At 72.2% G+C, this 13,721-nt stretch carries 12 protein-coding genes and 1 pseudogene; all 13 read right to left on the bottom strand.

Annotation, left to right across the window (positions count from 1 at the left end; genetic code table 11):
- Nucleotides 1–95: 95 nt before the first annotated feature.
- Nucleotides 96–1,467: pseudogene (locus ACH4PY_RS36980) on the bottom strand (type IV secretory system conjugative DNA transfer family protein); the annotation flags it as partial.
- A gap of 82 nt (nt 1,468–1,549) precedes the next feature.
- Nucleotides 1,550–1,879 carry a hypothetical protein gene (locus ACH4PY_RS36975; RefSeq protein WP_398192910.1) on the bottom strand — a complete coding sequence of 110 codons (330 nt, stop codon included), beginning with the start codon at nt 1,877–1,879 and terminating at the stop codon, nt 1,550–1,552.
- Between the two features lie 60 nt (nt 1,880–1,939).
- Nucleotides 1,940–2,161, bottom strand: a complete 222-nt coding sequence (locus tag ACH4PY_RS36970; protein WP_398192909.1) for a hypothetical protein — start codon at nt 2,159–2,161, stop codon at nt 1,940–1,942.
- A gap of 27 nt (nt 2,162–2,188) precedes the next feature.
- Entirely contained in the window at nt 2,189–3,436 is a 1,248-nt protein-coding gene (locus tag ACH4PY_RS36965) for an ATP-grasp domain-containing protein (protein ID WP_398192908.1), read from the bottom strand.
- A 77-nt stretch (nt 3,437–3,513) separates the two neighbouring features.
- On the bottom strand, nt 3,514–4,785 hold the full coding sequence (locus ACH4PY_RS36960; RefSeq protein WP_398192907.1) for an MFS transporter: 1,272 nt from the start codon (nt 4,783–4,785) through the stop codon (nt 3,514–3,516).
- A 6-nt stretch (nt 4,786–4,791) separates the two neighbouring features.
- A complete protein-coding gene (locus ACH4PY_RS36955; protein WP_398192906.1) occupies nt 4,792–6,033 on the bottom strand; it encodes a hypothetical protein in 1,242 nt (413 codons plus the stop codon).
- Between the two features lie 121 nt (nt 6,034–6,154).
- Nucleotides 6,155–6,634: a hypothetical protein gene (locus tag ACH4PY_RS36950; protein WP_398192905.1), complete on the bottom strand. Its 480-nt coding sequence runs from the start codon at nt 6,632–6,634 to the stop codon at nt 6,155–6,157.
- A 99-nt stretch (nt 6,635–6,733) separates the two neighbouring features.
- Nucleotides 6,734–7,288, bottom strand: a complete 555-nt coding sequence (locus tag ACH4PY_RS36945) for a hypothetical protein (protein ID WP_398192904.1) — start codon at nt 7,286–7,288, stop codon at nt 6,734–6,736.
- A 145-nt stretch (nt 7,289–7,433) separates the two neighbouring features.
- The gene (locus ACH4PY_RS36940) at nt 7,434–9,233 is read right to left on the bottom strand and encodes a hypothetical protein (RefSeq protein WP_398192903.1); all 1,800 of its coding nucleotides are present in this window, start codon (nt 9,231–9,233) and stop codon (nt 7,434–7,436) included.
- Nucleotides 9,230–10,381, bottom strand: a complete 1,152-nt coding sequence (locus tag ACH4PY_RS36935; RefSeq protein WP_398192912.1) for an AAA family ATPase — start codon at nt 10,379–10,381, stop codon at nt 9,230–9,232. Before ACH4PY_RS36935 ends, ACH4PY_RS36940 begins: the two co-directional genes overlap by 4 nt.
- A gap of 193 nt (nt 10,382–10,574) precedes the next feature.
- Complete coding sequence (locus ACH4PY_RS36930) at nt 10,575–10,796, bottom strand: hypothetical protein (protein ID WP_398192911.1); 222 nt, start codon at nt 10,794–10,796, stop codon at nt 10,575–10,577.
- Nucleotides 10,797–11,067: 271 nt separating this feature from the next.
- On the bottom strand, nt 11,068–11,838 hold the full coding sequence (locus ACH4PY_RS36925; RefSeq protein ID WP_398192902.1) for a hypothetical protein: 771 nt from the start codon (nt 11,836–11,838) through the stop codon (nt 11,068–11,070).
- A 122-nt stretch (nt 11,839–11,960) separates the two neighbouring features.
- Nucleotides 11,961–13,085, bottom strand: a complete 1,125-nt coding sequence (locus tag ACH4PY_RS36920; protein ID WP_398192901.1) for a hypothetical protein — start codon at nt 13,083–13,085, stop codon at nt 11,961–11,963.
- Nucleotides 13,086–13,721: the final 636 nt, after the last annotated feature.

Below are 13,721 nucleotides of genomic sequence, written 5' to 3'. Positions count from 1 at the left end.
GTTCATCAACCGACAACACCAACTCGGCCTTCGGCCGACCCGTCCGTGCCACAGGCCAAGTCTACAGATATGAACGAAATTCCTGACTCAGAAGAGTAGGACTGCAGGATCGTCATCGGGATGACGCCCCGACTGCCCAGATGGGAGTAGAGGTCCGGGAGATCACCGATCCTGCAGACGTTGGCGGCTTCGTCGAGCACGCACAGCGCGGGCGGGTCGAGCCTGCCGCCGGACCGTTCGGCGACGACGACGGCGGCGCGCATCACGGCGTCGGCTGCTGCGGCGATGATCGCCGACGCAGAGCCGCCTCCGTCCTTGCTGAGCAGGTACAGGGTGTCGCGGGAGGTGGCGAACGCCGAGGGGCGGAACTGCGGCAGGTGCTTGGCGGGGGTGACCCATGCGGCGACGTCCGGGTCGAGCAGGCAGCTCGCGTACTGCCTCGCGGTCTCGTAGATGCCGTCGCGGGTTTCGGTGGCGCCGGAGACGGTGCCCTGGAGCTGGGCGGCGACCGCGTCGTGGCCGGCGTCGGTGAGCAGGTCGACCGGGGTGCGGTCGGCCGGTGAGGCGAGCCAGGCCAGGACGTCGGTGATAGGCCGCCGGTGGGAGGCCGCGGCGAGGAACAGCGCGCCGAGCGTGTTGCTGGCGGCGGTGGACCAGAAGTCGGATCCGGCGGCCTCGTCCACGGACGCGGCGACGAAGTGCCCGGCCAGTCGCGTGGCGCCAGCGAGGTCGCGGGCGTCGGCGAGAATGTCCCACCACATCTGGCGGGGATGGTGGGCGATCTGCTGCGGGTCCAGCGTCCACACGGTGCCGACCTGCGACCGGGCGTCGAAGGTGGTGGTGAAGGCGTCGTTGGCGGCTTTGTTGCTGGTGAGCAGGACCGGGCCGGGTGCGGCAAGGATCGCGGGGATGGCGAGCCCGGTGGTCTTCCCGGAGCGGGGGGCCATGATGGCGACGAGGACGTCCTCCCAGGACGCGCGCACCTCGGCTCGGCCGGGGGACAGCGTGCCGAGGAGGATGCCGCGGTCAGCGGCTGCGACCTCTTTTACGCTCCTGGCCGGCGAGGCTCGGCCGCAGGTCGCGGGCCTTGGCGGTGATCTGCTTGCCGAGGAGCGGGGCGAGGTCGGCCTTGCCCGCCAGACCGGCGGGAGTGGCGCGGAGCCGGAGCCATACCGTGCAGCCGGTCGTGGCGAGGGCGAGGGTGAGCAGGCCGGGAACGAGGCGGGCGCCGATCAGGACGGCGGTGGCGTCGAGGTGCGGCCAGATCTGGTGGGGGTGGAGCGCGGCGTCCAGGGTGGCGAAGTGCGTCCACGAGCCGGAGCCGTACATCGCGTTGGTGAGGTTGCCGGTCAGCCAGGTGAGGGCGCCGAAGGCAAGGACGGTGACCCAGAGGCCGAGGACGATGATCAGGGCCGTATCGGTACCCGTTGTCGTGGAAGGCTGGCGGGAGCGGGGAGGCGAAGGCATGGCGGGTCCAGGGGCTGGTGCTGGTCAGGAGGGGCGCGGCAGCAGCGACGGGATCTCGGGGCGTGCATGGTCAAGTGGCCTTTCAGCGAGTACGGCGAACGGTCGTCGGACCGGTAGGTGGTGCCAACGGTGGTGAGGTCTCGGCGGAGGCCGGAGTCGTCCCCATGGAGGGAGAGCTGAGCCGGGCGGCTTTCTGGCGGCGGGGCTCGGCGAGCGCGGGCGGCAGGACCTCGTCGGTGTAGAGGTCGGGCTCGATGTTGACAGTGAACCCGCTGCGCGACAGGTTCTCGGCCACGGCGGACAGCTGCCGCCGCAGCTCGCCCTCGGGAGGGACGGTGACAAGCTTGTAGGAGTGGGGGAGCACGTCGGGGCTGACGAGCTGGAAGCCCTCCAGCCGCAGGACGCTGTGCACGAGGTGACGGGAGGCGTCGGGCAGGCTGTGGCGGGCATCCGCCCACACCGTGCCGTCCCGTCACCGGAAGATTTCGATGTCCGTACCGAAGGGCTCGGTTCGGTTCGCGGGCGACTGCGCATCGAATGCCGGTTCGCCCCGTCCGTGCGGGGGCGTGGCGCGGGCGGCTTCGACGGTGTCGACGGACGGTGGGATCCGGGGCGGTTTGCGGTGGGCGAGCGCGATGTTGTGGGCCATAGCGGCGCCGATGGCTTCGCCGATGCTGTCGTAGTAGTTGGGCACGGTTCCTCCAGGAAGCTCCGGGTCGGGCTACGGGCGGCGGTCCGGCGAGGCGACTGTCAGCATCAGCCGGCCCAACAGGTCGTCGACCCGGGCGCGGGCGCGGGCGGGGTCGTCGGCGGTGACGATGAAGACTCCGACCCGGGCGGAGCCGGCGTCGCCCTGCGGGGGGAGCGCCACGTGGTCGCCGACCTCGCGAAGCCAGGCCACCTGCCGCAGCCACGGCGGCTGGACACCGGGCTTGACCGGCAGATGCCGGGCGCTCAGCGTGCCGGTCGCCGGGGCGTAGAGGATCTTGACGGCAGCGGTGCCCTTCCTGGTCGGTGCCAGTGAGGGACCGATTCCGCAGGCGATGTCCGCGGCGATGCGCGGCAGGTCCAGGCCGGTGGCCAGGCGGACGAGTCGGCCGATCAGATCGCCCCCGATACGGGAGTTGACTTCGATGATCCGCGGGCCCGCGGGGGTCAGGCGCATCTCGACGTGCTGCACGCCGTCGGTGATGCCGAGCGCGGACACGGCCTGGACCGCGACGGGGCCGACTTCCGGCAGCAGCGGGTCGCCGGCGCTGACCGTGTGCCCGGTCTCCTCGAAGTACGGGGCGAAGCCGACCTCCTTGCGTGTCACCGCCAGCGGCGTGGTGATCCCGCCGGCGGTCACGCACTCCACCGAGATCTCCGGCCCCGACAGGTACTCCTCGACCAGCACCCCGTACCCCTCGCGCCCCTGCCCGCCGGCGCCGGCCGAGGCGAACGCCCACGCCGAGGGCAGCTCCTCGGGCCGGTCGACGCGGATCACGCCGATGCTCGCGGCGTGCGAGGCGGGCTTGAGGACGACGGGGAACCCGGTGCGGTGCGCGACGGCGGTGGCGTGCGGCAGGGAGTCGACCACCGTGGACTGCGCCGACGGCACGCCGTGCTCGGCGAACTTCGCACGGCTGGCAGCCTTGTTCCGGGCGCAGGTCATCGACTCGGGGGTGGCGCCGGGCAGGCCGAGGCGGGCGGCGAGCGTGGCGGTGGGGACGAGGGCGTACTCGTCCCAGGTGAGCACCCCGGCGACGGTGTGCCGGGCGGCCAGCGCGAGGCCCGCGGCGACGACCGCCTCGAGGTCGCGGGTATCGGCGGTCTCGTGGTCGACGAGCAGGTGCTGCTGCCAGGTCGGCGGGTTGGTGTCGATGAGCGCGATGTCGTACCCGGCGGCCACGCTTTCCAGGCAGTAGCCGCGGTAGACCCGGTCGGTACCGGCGACGACGATCAGCAGGGGGCGGGTGGATCGGGGCATGGGGAACCTTCCAGCGGGCGGGAGACGGAGAGGAAGAGGGGAAGGGGAAAGGGGCGTTGGAGTGGGGACGAAGGTGGTCACGGCGCGTCCACAGGCCGGACCGGCTCACTTCGGTGTGCCGCGAGGGCTGGTTCGAGCGGGGGTGCGCAGGCTTCGCGGTGGCGGCGCAGTCCGCTGAAGCACGAGGCGAGCACCAGGCCCTGACCGATGGCGCAGGCCAGCAGCAGATGGGGAAGTCCGGCGGTGGGCACGGCCGCGACCAGGGCACCGGCCACCGGCAGCGGCAGCAGCACCAAGATGATCGTCACCGCCAGGGTCGAGCCGAACGCGGACGCCGGGATGAGCCGGGCGCGCAGGGTGCGCAGGACGACGGTCAGCGCGCCTTCGGCCGCCATGAGGACTGCGACGGCCGCGGTGTAGGCGGCGAAGCCGGGGGCCAGGGCGACGGCGGGGCAGGCTGCGGTGGATACGGCGGCAGCCACGGCGCCGACCGGCCACACCGACCAGCGGTCGATGGCCTTTCGGGCGGCGATCACCGTGAGCATCGAGGCGACGGCCGCCGCACTCCACACCGCGCCGACGGCGGCGGTGGAGTAACGGAAGCGGTGGATGACGGTGATCGGGGCAGCGGCCTGCAGCACCCCCGAAGCGAGGTTGGAGGCGGCGAGCCCCCCGATCAACCAGGCCAGAGCGGGAGTTCGGCGCAGGGTCCGCCATCCGGTGAGCAGACTGCTCGGCGCACGGTGTCCCTCCGCCGTGACGCTGTCGTCCGGCGTTGCAGCGGCTGCGGTCATCGCCAGCAGCGCAACCACGGCCAGCAGCACGCCAGGCCCGGCCAGTAGCAGTAGGCCGCCCAGCAGCGGACCGACGAGCACGGCGCCCTGGTCGATCCCGGTCTGCGCGGCCTGCACACGGTGCGCCTGGCCGCCCAGGTGCCGACCGGCTTCGGCGCCGAGCGTCTCCACAGCGACGAACGAGACCTCCGCCAGCAGCCCGGACACCGTGCCGAAGGCGAGGACAACCGTAGTTGTCACGGCTCCTGCGCTGGGGAGGGCGATCAGCAGGACGGCGGCGAGGGCGATCATGGTGGCGCGGACGAAGTTGGTCAAGCGGAAGACGTGTGCCGCGCCGAAACGGTCGGTCAGCGATCCGGCGAAGGTGAACGCGCTCAGACGCGGTGTCCACTCCAGCAGGAACGCGATGCCGGTCAGCGCGGTGGAGCCAGTGGTGATCAGAACCAGCAGCGGGATGGCGTAGGTGGCGGTGGTGCTGGCCAGGGCGTCGGAGGCCCGCATCAGGTAGAGGGGTGACAGGCCGCCGGAGCGGCGCAGGGCGGGCAGCAAGCGCATCGCCGATCACCGGGCCCGGGGCGCGGAGTCGCGCGGCGGGCCGGAGGGCGGTGCCGCGGCCGGGGTGGAGGGCGCGGTGGTCCGGGAGACTGGTCCCTGGGCCGCTGCGGGCGAGGTGGCCAGCGCGGCGCTGCGAGTGTCGTGCACCGCAGCCGACCGCGCCGCTGCTCGCTCGTGCGCGGGAACGGCTACACGGCGCAGTTCCTCATCCCCGCCGAGGAGTTCGCCCTGCGCTGCGGCGATGAACTCGGCGGCGAACCCGAACCGATCACCGAGCTGGTACGCCTCGTCGTCCAGGTCGGTGATCTGCTCCCCGGCGGCCTCCAGCGCCTCCCGCACCCGCTCCAGGACTCCGTGCTCTTCGTGAAGGAGCGGTTCGAGCGCGTCTGCCAGTTCGGCGCCGCTCTGGGCGCCCCGAATCCGGTCGGTGACCGCCAGGACCTGCCCGCCGAGGGACTGTGGGTCGGCGGAAGAGGCGTCGAGGGCGGGGTCGAGTTCGACGGTGTATCGGGCGGCGCGGAGCATCTCGGCGGCGTGCGAGGCGGTGGCAGCCTGCTCGTGGCGCGGCATGGAGGTGGGCAGTCGATGGCGGGGGCCGTGCCAGTCGTTGACGTAGGGGAAGCCGGCGCGGTCGAGAAGCATCACGGCCAGGCTGTCGCCGCCGCGGGCGACGACGCTGCCGCTCGGCTCGGTGGTGATAGTGACGGTGAGCGGCATGACGTTCTCCGGTACGGGGGGCGTGGGCTGAGGGGAGGCTGGCACGTGGCCGAGTTCTGCGGCGATACGTCGGCATTCGGTCTGCAGGTGGAAGGCGTCGCGGTAGGCGTTGTGGAGGCTGCCGTCCTCGCGGACGAGGGTCGCCACGACGTGCACCTGGCGGGGCTGGTTGCGCAGAGCGATCCAGCGGCAGGCGTCCGGATCGCCACCGGGTGCGACGGTGACCCGCACGACCCGGCGGGCGATCTCCGCCCACTGGGCGTCGCTCAGGTCGCGTTGGCAGGGGTCGGAGCGGACGGAGCAGACCCACACCGGCCGCTCCGGGACCCGGGGGCCGAGGCGCTCGGCAGGCGCGTTCAGGGCATGGGCCAGGTAGGGCAGGTTGTCGGAGTGCGTGAGCAGGTCGATCGGGACGCCGTGGCAGTCGCCGCCCACCACACGGGGGTTGCTCTGGTCGCCGCGCTCGCCCGACCCGTACAGGTAGGCGAGCAGGTTGGCGGCGTTGCTGGCGCGCTGAAGGTGAGCGATCACGGCGTTGACCTCGAACGAGAGCGAAGGGGCGGGGCCCGTGGTCGGGCTTCCGGGTGATGAGGATCCGCACGATCCGCGATTTGGCCCGTCCGGAGACCGGTGGTAGAAGCCCGTGCCTTCGTCATGCCGACGAGCGGAGTCCGTGGTCGTCGGCCAAGCTCGTACAGGCAGAGCGGGCGAAGTCGGCGTCGCCGTGCAGCCGGGCCGAGCGGCCGTCCTGGCGGATGACGGTGGTGACGATGTCGAGCCCGTCGGCCTGGTTGCGCAGAGCCACCCAGCGGCAGGCCGACGGGTCGTCGTCCGGTTCCATGCCGGTACCGTCCAGGACTTCGCATGTCAGCCCGAACCAGTCGTCGTCCAGCTCGACCGCGGTGGTGTTGCGGATCGCGCAGTGCCACGTCAGCCGCCGGGCCGGAGGGCGTCCGGTGCGCGGTGTGTGCAGGGCCAGTGGCTCGTCGAGCACGGCCGCCAGCAACGGCAGGGAAATGCCGTCCTGGGCGGTCAGCTCGGGCGACCAGGCGGCGAGCAGGTACGGCCGGAAGCCGGGCTCACTGCCGTGCGGTTGGACGAGCAGCTCCGTGGTGCTTTCGGTGCGCCGCACATCGCGCAGCGCAGGGGGTACTGAGGCATGACAGATCCGCATCGGTGAGCAGGGGCCAAGGGGAAGCCGGTGCCCGCCCCGGGCGGGGCACCGGGCGGGTCAGAAATACGGGTTCTCAGTCGGCCGATCAGCGTCGGTCGCCGCGTCGAGCAGCTCGGCCAGATCACCGGGCTCGGAGGACCGCTGATCAATCCACCACCCTGCTCGGGTAACGGTCCTGGCCTTGTCCTCCATCGCCTCCCACTCGGTCTCGGCGGTGTCGCCCTCCGCGACGAGGACGGTGTAGGCAGCGGCGAGGATCTGGTGCCGGCAGCGGACGCCCCAGGCGACCGCGCGCTCGGTGCCTTCCAGCGGAGGCATCGCGTACTGGGCTGACCAGGCTTCGGACTCGGCCTGCTCCTCGGCGCGTTTGTTCTCCAGCCACTCCTGCGTGCTCGCAGCGTCGCGCTGGTGGGCGTCTTTCCAGCAGTCGGTGCACGGACGCTCGGTCAGCCAGCGGACCAGTCCCGCGCGCTCGTCGGCACGCCGGTCGCCGAGGTCCCGCTCGGCGATGTGTCCGCAGGAGTGCGAGATCTGGTAAATCGTCTTCATCCCCGGGGAATTCCGTTTGATGGGCATTACGTTCGAGGTCGGGCTGCTGGTCTTGGGCTTCATATCGAGCGCCCTTCGTTGGCGGTTGGGGTGGTGGCCTGCGTCGCTGCGGAGGGTCGTGCATCAGATGCGCGATTCATGCGGCGGACGGAGGTGGTCTGGACTGCTTGGCGGTGGTCTCGGGGACGCTTCCGCCTTCTGCGTCGTCTCAGCGTGTCCTGCGAATGGCGTTTGTGGCCGCCGTGGCGATGGCGGCGGGAGCGCTGGAGGGCTGGGTCAGGTGCAGCAAGGTGGTCCCCGGCAAGTGGCGGGACTGCGCGGTGACGGTGAGCTGGAGCACGGCGCAGCCGGCGGTCGTGAGCCGCTTGACGCGGGTGACGGCTTGAGCGGTTTCGTCGGGGGTGTAGATGGCGTCGGTGACGATCACGAGTAGGCGGCCGGCGCCGGGGCGGCTGAGTTCGAGGCCGTGGTCGAGCGCGTCCAGGGCGTTGGCGAGGTTGTGACTGCCGCCGTTGGCGTCGAACGTTGTCACGCGCTCCGGTGCCCGGTGGGTGGGCCGGGTCAAGGCGGTCAGGTGCGTGTCGTAGGCGATGGTGGCCGTGTGGGAGTCGGGGTCGGTCAGGGCCGCTGCGCGTGCCACGATCCAGGCGGCGGACGCGACGGGCGCGCAGGCGGCACGCATGGAGCCGGAGACGTCGACGGCGATCCCCACACGCAGGGGTGGGGTGGGGGAACTGCGGCGGCGGGTCAGGGCGAACGGTTCCGCGGTGGGGACCGACCCGGCCGCGCGCTGGGCGTCGCGGGCGAGAGCTCGACCCATGTTGAGGCGGCCGGGCGGGGTGGGGCTGGTGGTCCGTTCCTCGGTCCGCTCGCGATAGGCGGCGGCCCGCAGGGCGCGGCTCAGGCGCGCGGCGGCACTGTGCTCGGCGGCGGTGGGCCTGCGGGTGCCGGTGACCGGGTTGCCGTAGGGCGCCGGTGTGCCGTCGGGGTTGACGGTGGTGCCGCGGGTGTTGAAGACGCTCTTGGCGGTGGCGGCGGTTTGGCGTCGCTGGCCGGCCCGCTGGGCTCGGTCCTGAGCCTGCGCCTTGGACTGCGCGGCCATGGCGTTGGTCGCTGCGGCCTGTGCCGCGAGGTCGGCGGCGTCGGTGGCTGCCGTGTTGTCCATGACGACTCCCACGGCGCCGGACAGCAGATCGGTGAGGTTCTCCGGCACAGGCAGGGTGGGGGCGGCGGCGTCCAGAGCGGCGCACCATTCTTGAGCGTGCGCGAGCATGCTCTGGGCGTCGTGGTCGGCGCACTGGTGGGCTGCGGTCCAGATGCGGGTGAGGGTGGCCAACAGGTCTGCGCCCAGCACCTTTTCGCACAGATCGGCGACGGCCCGGGTCTCGCCGGCGTCCAGGATGCCGACGTCACGGCGGCCGAGGATCAGGGCCGCCACGCCGGCGGCGTGCTCGATGCCCTGAAGGGTGGGGTGGGCGATGTCGGGCATGGCCAGGGTTCGGGCACTGGTGCGCAGGTACGTGCGGTCCGTGGGCCGCGTGATCAGGTGTGCGCCTTCGACACGGCTCTCCTCCAGCAGGAGGGCGGCCTCGACGACACGGGGGTCCGCTCCGGTAGGCGGTGTCCAGACGGAGTGGGCCGCGTGCGCGGCCTCGTGGACGAACACGCCCCAGGCGGCGGGATACCGCTCCTCGTCGCCCACGATCCGCGGATTGACCTCATGGGGCTGGAGCGGGGCGAACAGACGGGCGTCGAACTCGACCTCGCCCAGCGTGCGGGAGAACCCGGCCGGTGCGCCGCTGCGCGTGCCGGGACGGCAGGTGACGAGCAGGTCCTGGCGGCCGGAGAGGGCCACCAGCCGGTCGCCGAGTTCGGCACCCACGCGCAGCCACGCGGCCGGGGAGGTACGGGGCTGCGCGGGCGGGGCGCCGTCGTCGTCCCAGCGCGCGAGGTCGGCGTCGTCGTCCGGCGCGGTGGCGGGGGACTGGACGTGGTGGCGGGCGCTCATCGCGCGCGGCCCCGGTGCGCGGAGCTGGTGCTTCCCGCGGGCTGCCGGACGGCCGAAGCGGTCGCGGCGGGAAGCTGCCTGCCGAGGGTGAGGGGAGCGGCCTCCTTGACGCCGACAGCCTTGACGACGGCAGCGGAGACGGCGTCGCGATCCTCGACAGGCGCGATGCCGACCAGGTTCGCAAGCGCGGCCTTGGTGCCGAGGACGGCCTCGGTCTTCTGGTAGCTGAGCAGCTCCCGCAGTTGGGGGGCCCAGCCCAGCTCACCGAGTTCGACCTGGTGGGCGAGGTGCCGGGCGACTCGGACCACCCGGGCGTCGATCCGCAGCGCCAAGGCCAGGTCATAGTCCGTCCCGACCTGGATCTGTACGCTGAATCGGGACGACAGCGCCTCCGTCAGAACGGCACCGTGTACGCCTGGATTGTGGCCCGCCACCACGTAGAAGCCGGGCTGGGACTTGATGGTTTCGCCCTTGTGCGCCTTGACCTGGATCTGGCGGCGCCCGTCCATCGCGGGATACAGCGCCGCCAGGACCTTCGGCGAGATCAGGGTCGCGTCGTCGATCAGCAGAGCGCGGCCCTCGGTCATCGCGGTGACCAGCGGACCGTACTGGAAGACGTAACCTCCGCTGTCAGCCTGCGTGTACTCGCCGACCAAGTCGCCGACCGTGGTGTCGCCGTCACCGGCGACGGTGAGCAGGTCCGGGAACGCCGCCTCTACCAGCGACGTCTTGCCGGTGCCCGGAGGGCCGTAGAGCAGCACCGGCACGTCGGCGTCACGCAAGCGATTCAACGCCTCGACGTCGGGCAGATCGGCCAGCTCCCGGGGGTGGTAGAGCTGACCCCCCGCGCGACGGATCGGGCCGGTCTGCTTCGGCGTGGCTGCTGCGGGAATGGTCGTGCGGGCCGTGGCCGCCTGAGCGCGGGAAGGGTGGGTGCCCGGCGGGCTGATCACAGCGGTCTGCGCGGCCGCGGCAGTCTTCGCATTCGCACGGAACTGCGGCTGTCCGCTTCCGCCTTGGTCGGCCTCGCCGCGTCGCACCAGGGTGAGGGCGGCGTTGCGGACGGCGCCGTGCGAGTGGCCCAGCTGCCTGGCCATGCCCCCGATGGTGAGCGTGTCCGCCGGCCGGTCGGCCAGCAGTCGGGCCACCTTGGCCCGTAGTTCGCCGCCCTTGGTGCGCGCTGGACTGGTAGGCGGTCCGGGTGTGGTCACAACGAGGCTCCTTCAACAGGCAGGGGCGCGGGCGGGGTTGGCGTGGACTGGAGGGGCTGGCCGGTCTCGGAGCGGTTCACGGACAATGCCGACATCGGCGACCGGGCCAACCGGTGCGCACCGTCGGCGCTCACTGGCCGACCGAGGGCTCGGTCCAGGGGCAGGGGGTGGCCGGCGACGAGCAGCTCGTCGGCTGGCGAGCAGGCCCATGTGTCCGCTCCGTACCGGGTTCCGTCGCTCCGCAGGCGCAGCCGGGCCTCTCTTCGAAGCCGTCCTGGAGCAGGATTCGCCGGGCGGCGGCGTTGTAGCCGGTGGTGGTGATCTCGCCGGTGATGGTGTGCCGGATCGGAATGAACGGCTCTGCTGGTGCTTCGGGCAAGGCGGATCTCCTATCGGTGGTGGCGGGAAAGCCGGTGGAGTGTTGGGCGAAGGCGAGGCGGGCCCGGAGCTTTTAGCGCATCAACGGTGCGTGGCTGGACCACGAACGATGGGCAATGACTGCCGACGTGCTCCGGGGCGGGCCTCACCGCCCCGCAGCTACCTGACTCGCCTTTCCGCACGTTCTGATAGCCGGGCGTACCAACAACGGCCACGACGGCTCTTCCTTCCAAGGGGTTGGGGCGTCAGCGGGTGTGGGAGAACGCCACGCGCGGGTCCACCGGTCGGGAGACCGGGGCCGGGGCGGCGGGTGCGGGGACCGGGGGTGTGCCTGGCCGGCCGGCGCGAGCGGGACTGGCCGCCAGCGCGGCAGCGCTCAGGGAGGGCAACCTGCGCGCGGCGGCGTCCGGGCCGCGTTCCCGGGGCGCCGGCCTGGTCGGTGCGGGCAGACGCCGCGCGGTGACATCCCGGGCGAGGGCGGGCTGCACGGCGACCTGAAGGTCAGCACGGCGCATTGCCGCGGTGGCCTGGGCGAGCTGGCTAAGGGCCTGGTCGCGCCCGGTGGCGGGTGGCAGCACGTAGATGTCAAGGCTGGGGTGGGGCTGCCAGCCGTGTTTTTCCAGGAGCTGCTCGCCGGCGTCTGTGCCGTCGGTGGTGGCGGCGACGATGCCGAGCCGGGGGTGGTCGGCGAACGCGACGTCGGGCTCGACGCGCTGGGACGAGGTGGCGGTGGGAACCGGCTCTGGGGCTGCGGGAGAGGCGTCGAACTCGACGTCGACGTGGACCCGGTAGTTGGCCCGGCGCAGGAGGTCGACAGCACGGGTGGTACGGCCCCGTCCGTCGCGCTGCTGATCGGCCAGTGCGTACAGATCGGGGTGGCCAGGGACAGGGTGGAAGTCGAACCCGCGGAGCATCCAGGCGCTCGCGGCGAGGTGTTTGGGGTTGGCGGCGACGATGCCGAAGTCGGGGTGGCGGCCGACCACGACATCGGGGAGCGGGTCTTCGAAAGGAGGCATGGCGAATCCGTTCGGGGCAGGTAGCTACAGCGGGACCAGTGAGGGCGGACGGTCTGCGGGTGCGGATCATGAGGAGGCATTCCTCCAGGTCGGAGACGGTGGCGACAGTTGGGTGAGTCGGTTCAGCGCGTGCGTTCGGGCCGGGCCGCGGGTGGGGCGGGCGTGGCGGCAGGACAAGCGGGTGTGGGTGCTGGACGGCTTCGCTGGGCGGTCGGCGAGTACGCCAGCGCGGCAGCGACGCGGGGCTCCTGCGCGGGTACCGGGTCGGGCTGGGTGTGCCGGGGGTGTGCGGTGTGGCGGTCGGCCAGGGCGTTGCGCAGCTGCTTGATCTCCATGAAGGAGACGCTTATCTGCTGGTTGATGCGGCGCAGCCGGTCGGCGTAGACGGGATCGATCGGCCCGCCGAGTTCCTCCCACCAGTCGGCCGTGGCATTGAGGGCTTCGGCGAGCCGGTCCAGGACGCCGTCGCCGGGCGCAGTCAGCTCGCTGAGTGCCGCGACGGCCTGGCTGGTGTGACCGGCCCGGGACAGGGACTGGGTGAGATGAGCGAGACGGTCGCCGAGGCTCGCCCGGCTGTCGGTGGAGACCGGGAGGCTGTTGTCGAGCAGGTCGGCCTCGACGGCGTGGACGAAGCCCTCGGCCTTCAGCGCGGCCACGGCCCCGGTCACCGCGCGACGCTGCTCGCCCGGGTCGGTCATGCCGACGGGCAGGTAGTGGAAGCGTCCACGGTGGGTTACTTCGGAGACGAAGCCGGCGCGGTGGAGAACGGTGTCGGCGGCGTTGAACGGTTCGAGCGTGACGGACGGCGCCGTTGAGGGCAGGCCGAGCTGGTCCAGGCGGGCGTCGATGGCGGCCAGGAGCGGGGCGGTGCTGCCGCCGTTCCTGGCGTGCGGCCCGCCGGGCTCAGAGTTGTAGAGCACTTCGTGCACCGTGGGATCGTCCGGGCTGCTGCGGGTGACCAGCCAGCTCTTCGGGTGGCCGGGCGGGTGGTCGGTGGGCGGTTCCTGGGGCGGGGAAATGATCAGGGCGCTGACGTCGGGGAGTTCGGCGTGGACGATGTAATCGCTGAGGCCGTACTCGACCGTGCACACCAGACCACGCTGCCGCAACGGGCCGGTCAGGTGGGCGTACCCGTGCTCTTGGACGGAGGTGGTCGTGGTGTCGTCCTGGACGGGCGGGCCGATGGTTCGGGCGGTGATCCGGTTGCCCTGCCGGGCGATGGTGACCGCGATCTGGTCGGGCTGCATGCCGCCGCCTCCTTTCTGACTGGTCGCCCCAGGCGGCGCGGTGTGACGCCGCGCCGAGCGGAATGCCTGGGGTGGTGCGGAGTCGAGGATCCGCGGGATCGACGATTTTGCCCGTCCGGGATCTGGTGGTAAGGCGTCAGCGGATGCGGCGTTCGGCAGCCAGGTCCTGCGCCAGAGGGGCACGCGCGGGACACCAATCGGCGACCACCATGGCGATCTGAGCGCCGCGGCGAAGAGGACGTGCAGCCCAGGCGGCGGCGCAAAGCGGACCTCCCGCGTACGGCCGCCTTCATCGGCAAAGTGCACCACCGGCCCCCGCCGACCTCCGCTGCTTCGACCACCGGGCCCCCGTCCAGTAAGTCGAGACGCGGGTCATCGGCACCCCCGGCGCGCCCGGCGTCGCGCCGCTGCAGGGGGCGCCCGCCGGCCGAGACGTACGAGCGGCAGTTCAGCGTCCAGTTGCCCGCACCCGGTCGTCGCACCGCGCCGCGGCGGGGCGGACGTACCGGCAGACCTCGGCGGGGCTGACGAGCGTCTGCCCCAGGGCGGCGTCGTTCAGTCGGTCTGACCGGCTTGATGGCGACTCATGTAGGTGGGGTGGCGGTGGCCTCTGCGGATGGGGCCGGAACGGAGGCA

The organism is Streptomyces sp. NPDC021224, assembly GCF_044332905.1.
Classification (GTDB): domain Bacteria; phylum Actinomycetota; class Actinomycetes; order Streptomycetales; family Streptomycetaceae; genus Actinacidiphila.
This window is presented reverse-complemented; position numbering and strand designations above follow the sequence as displayed.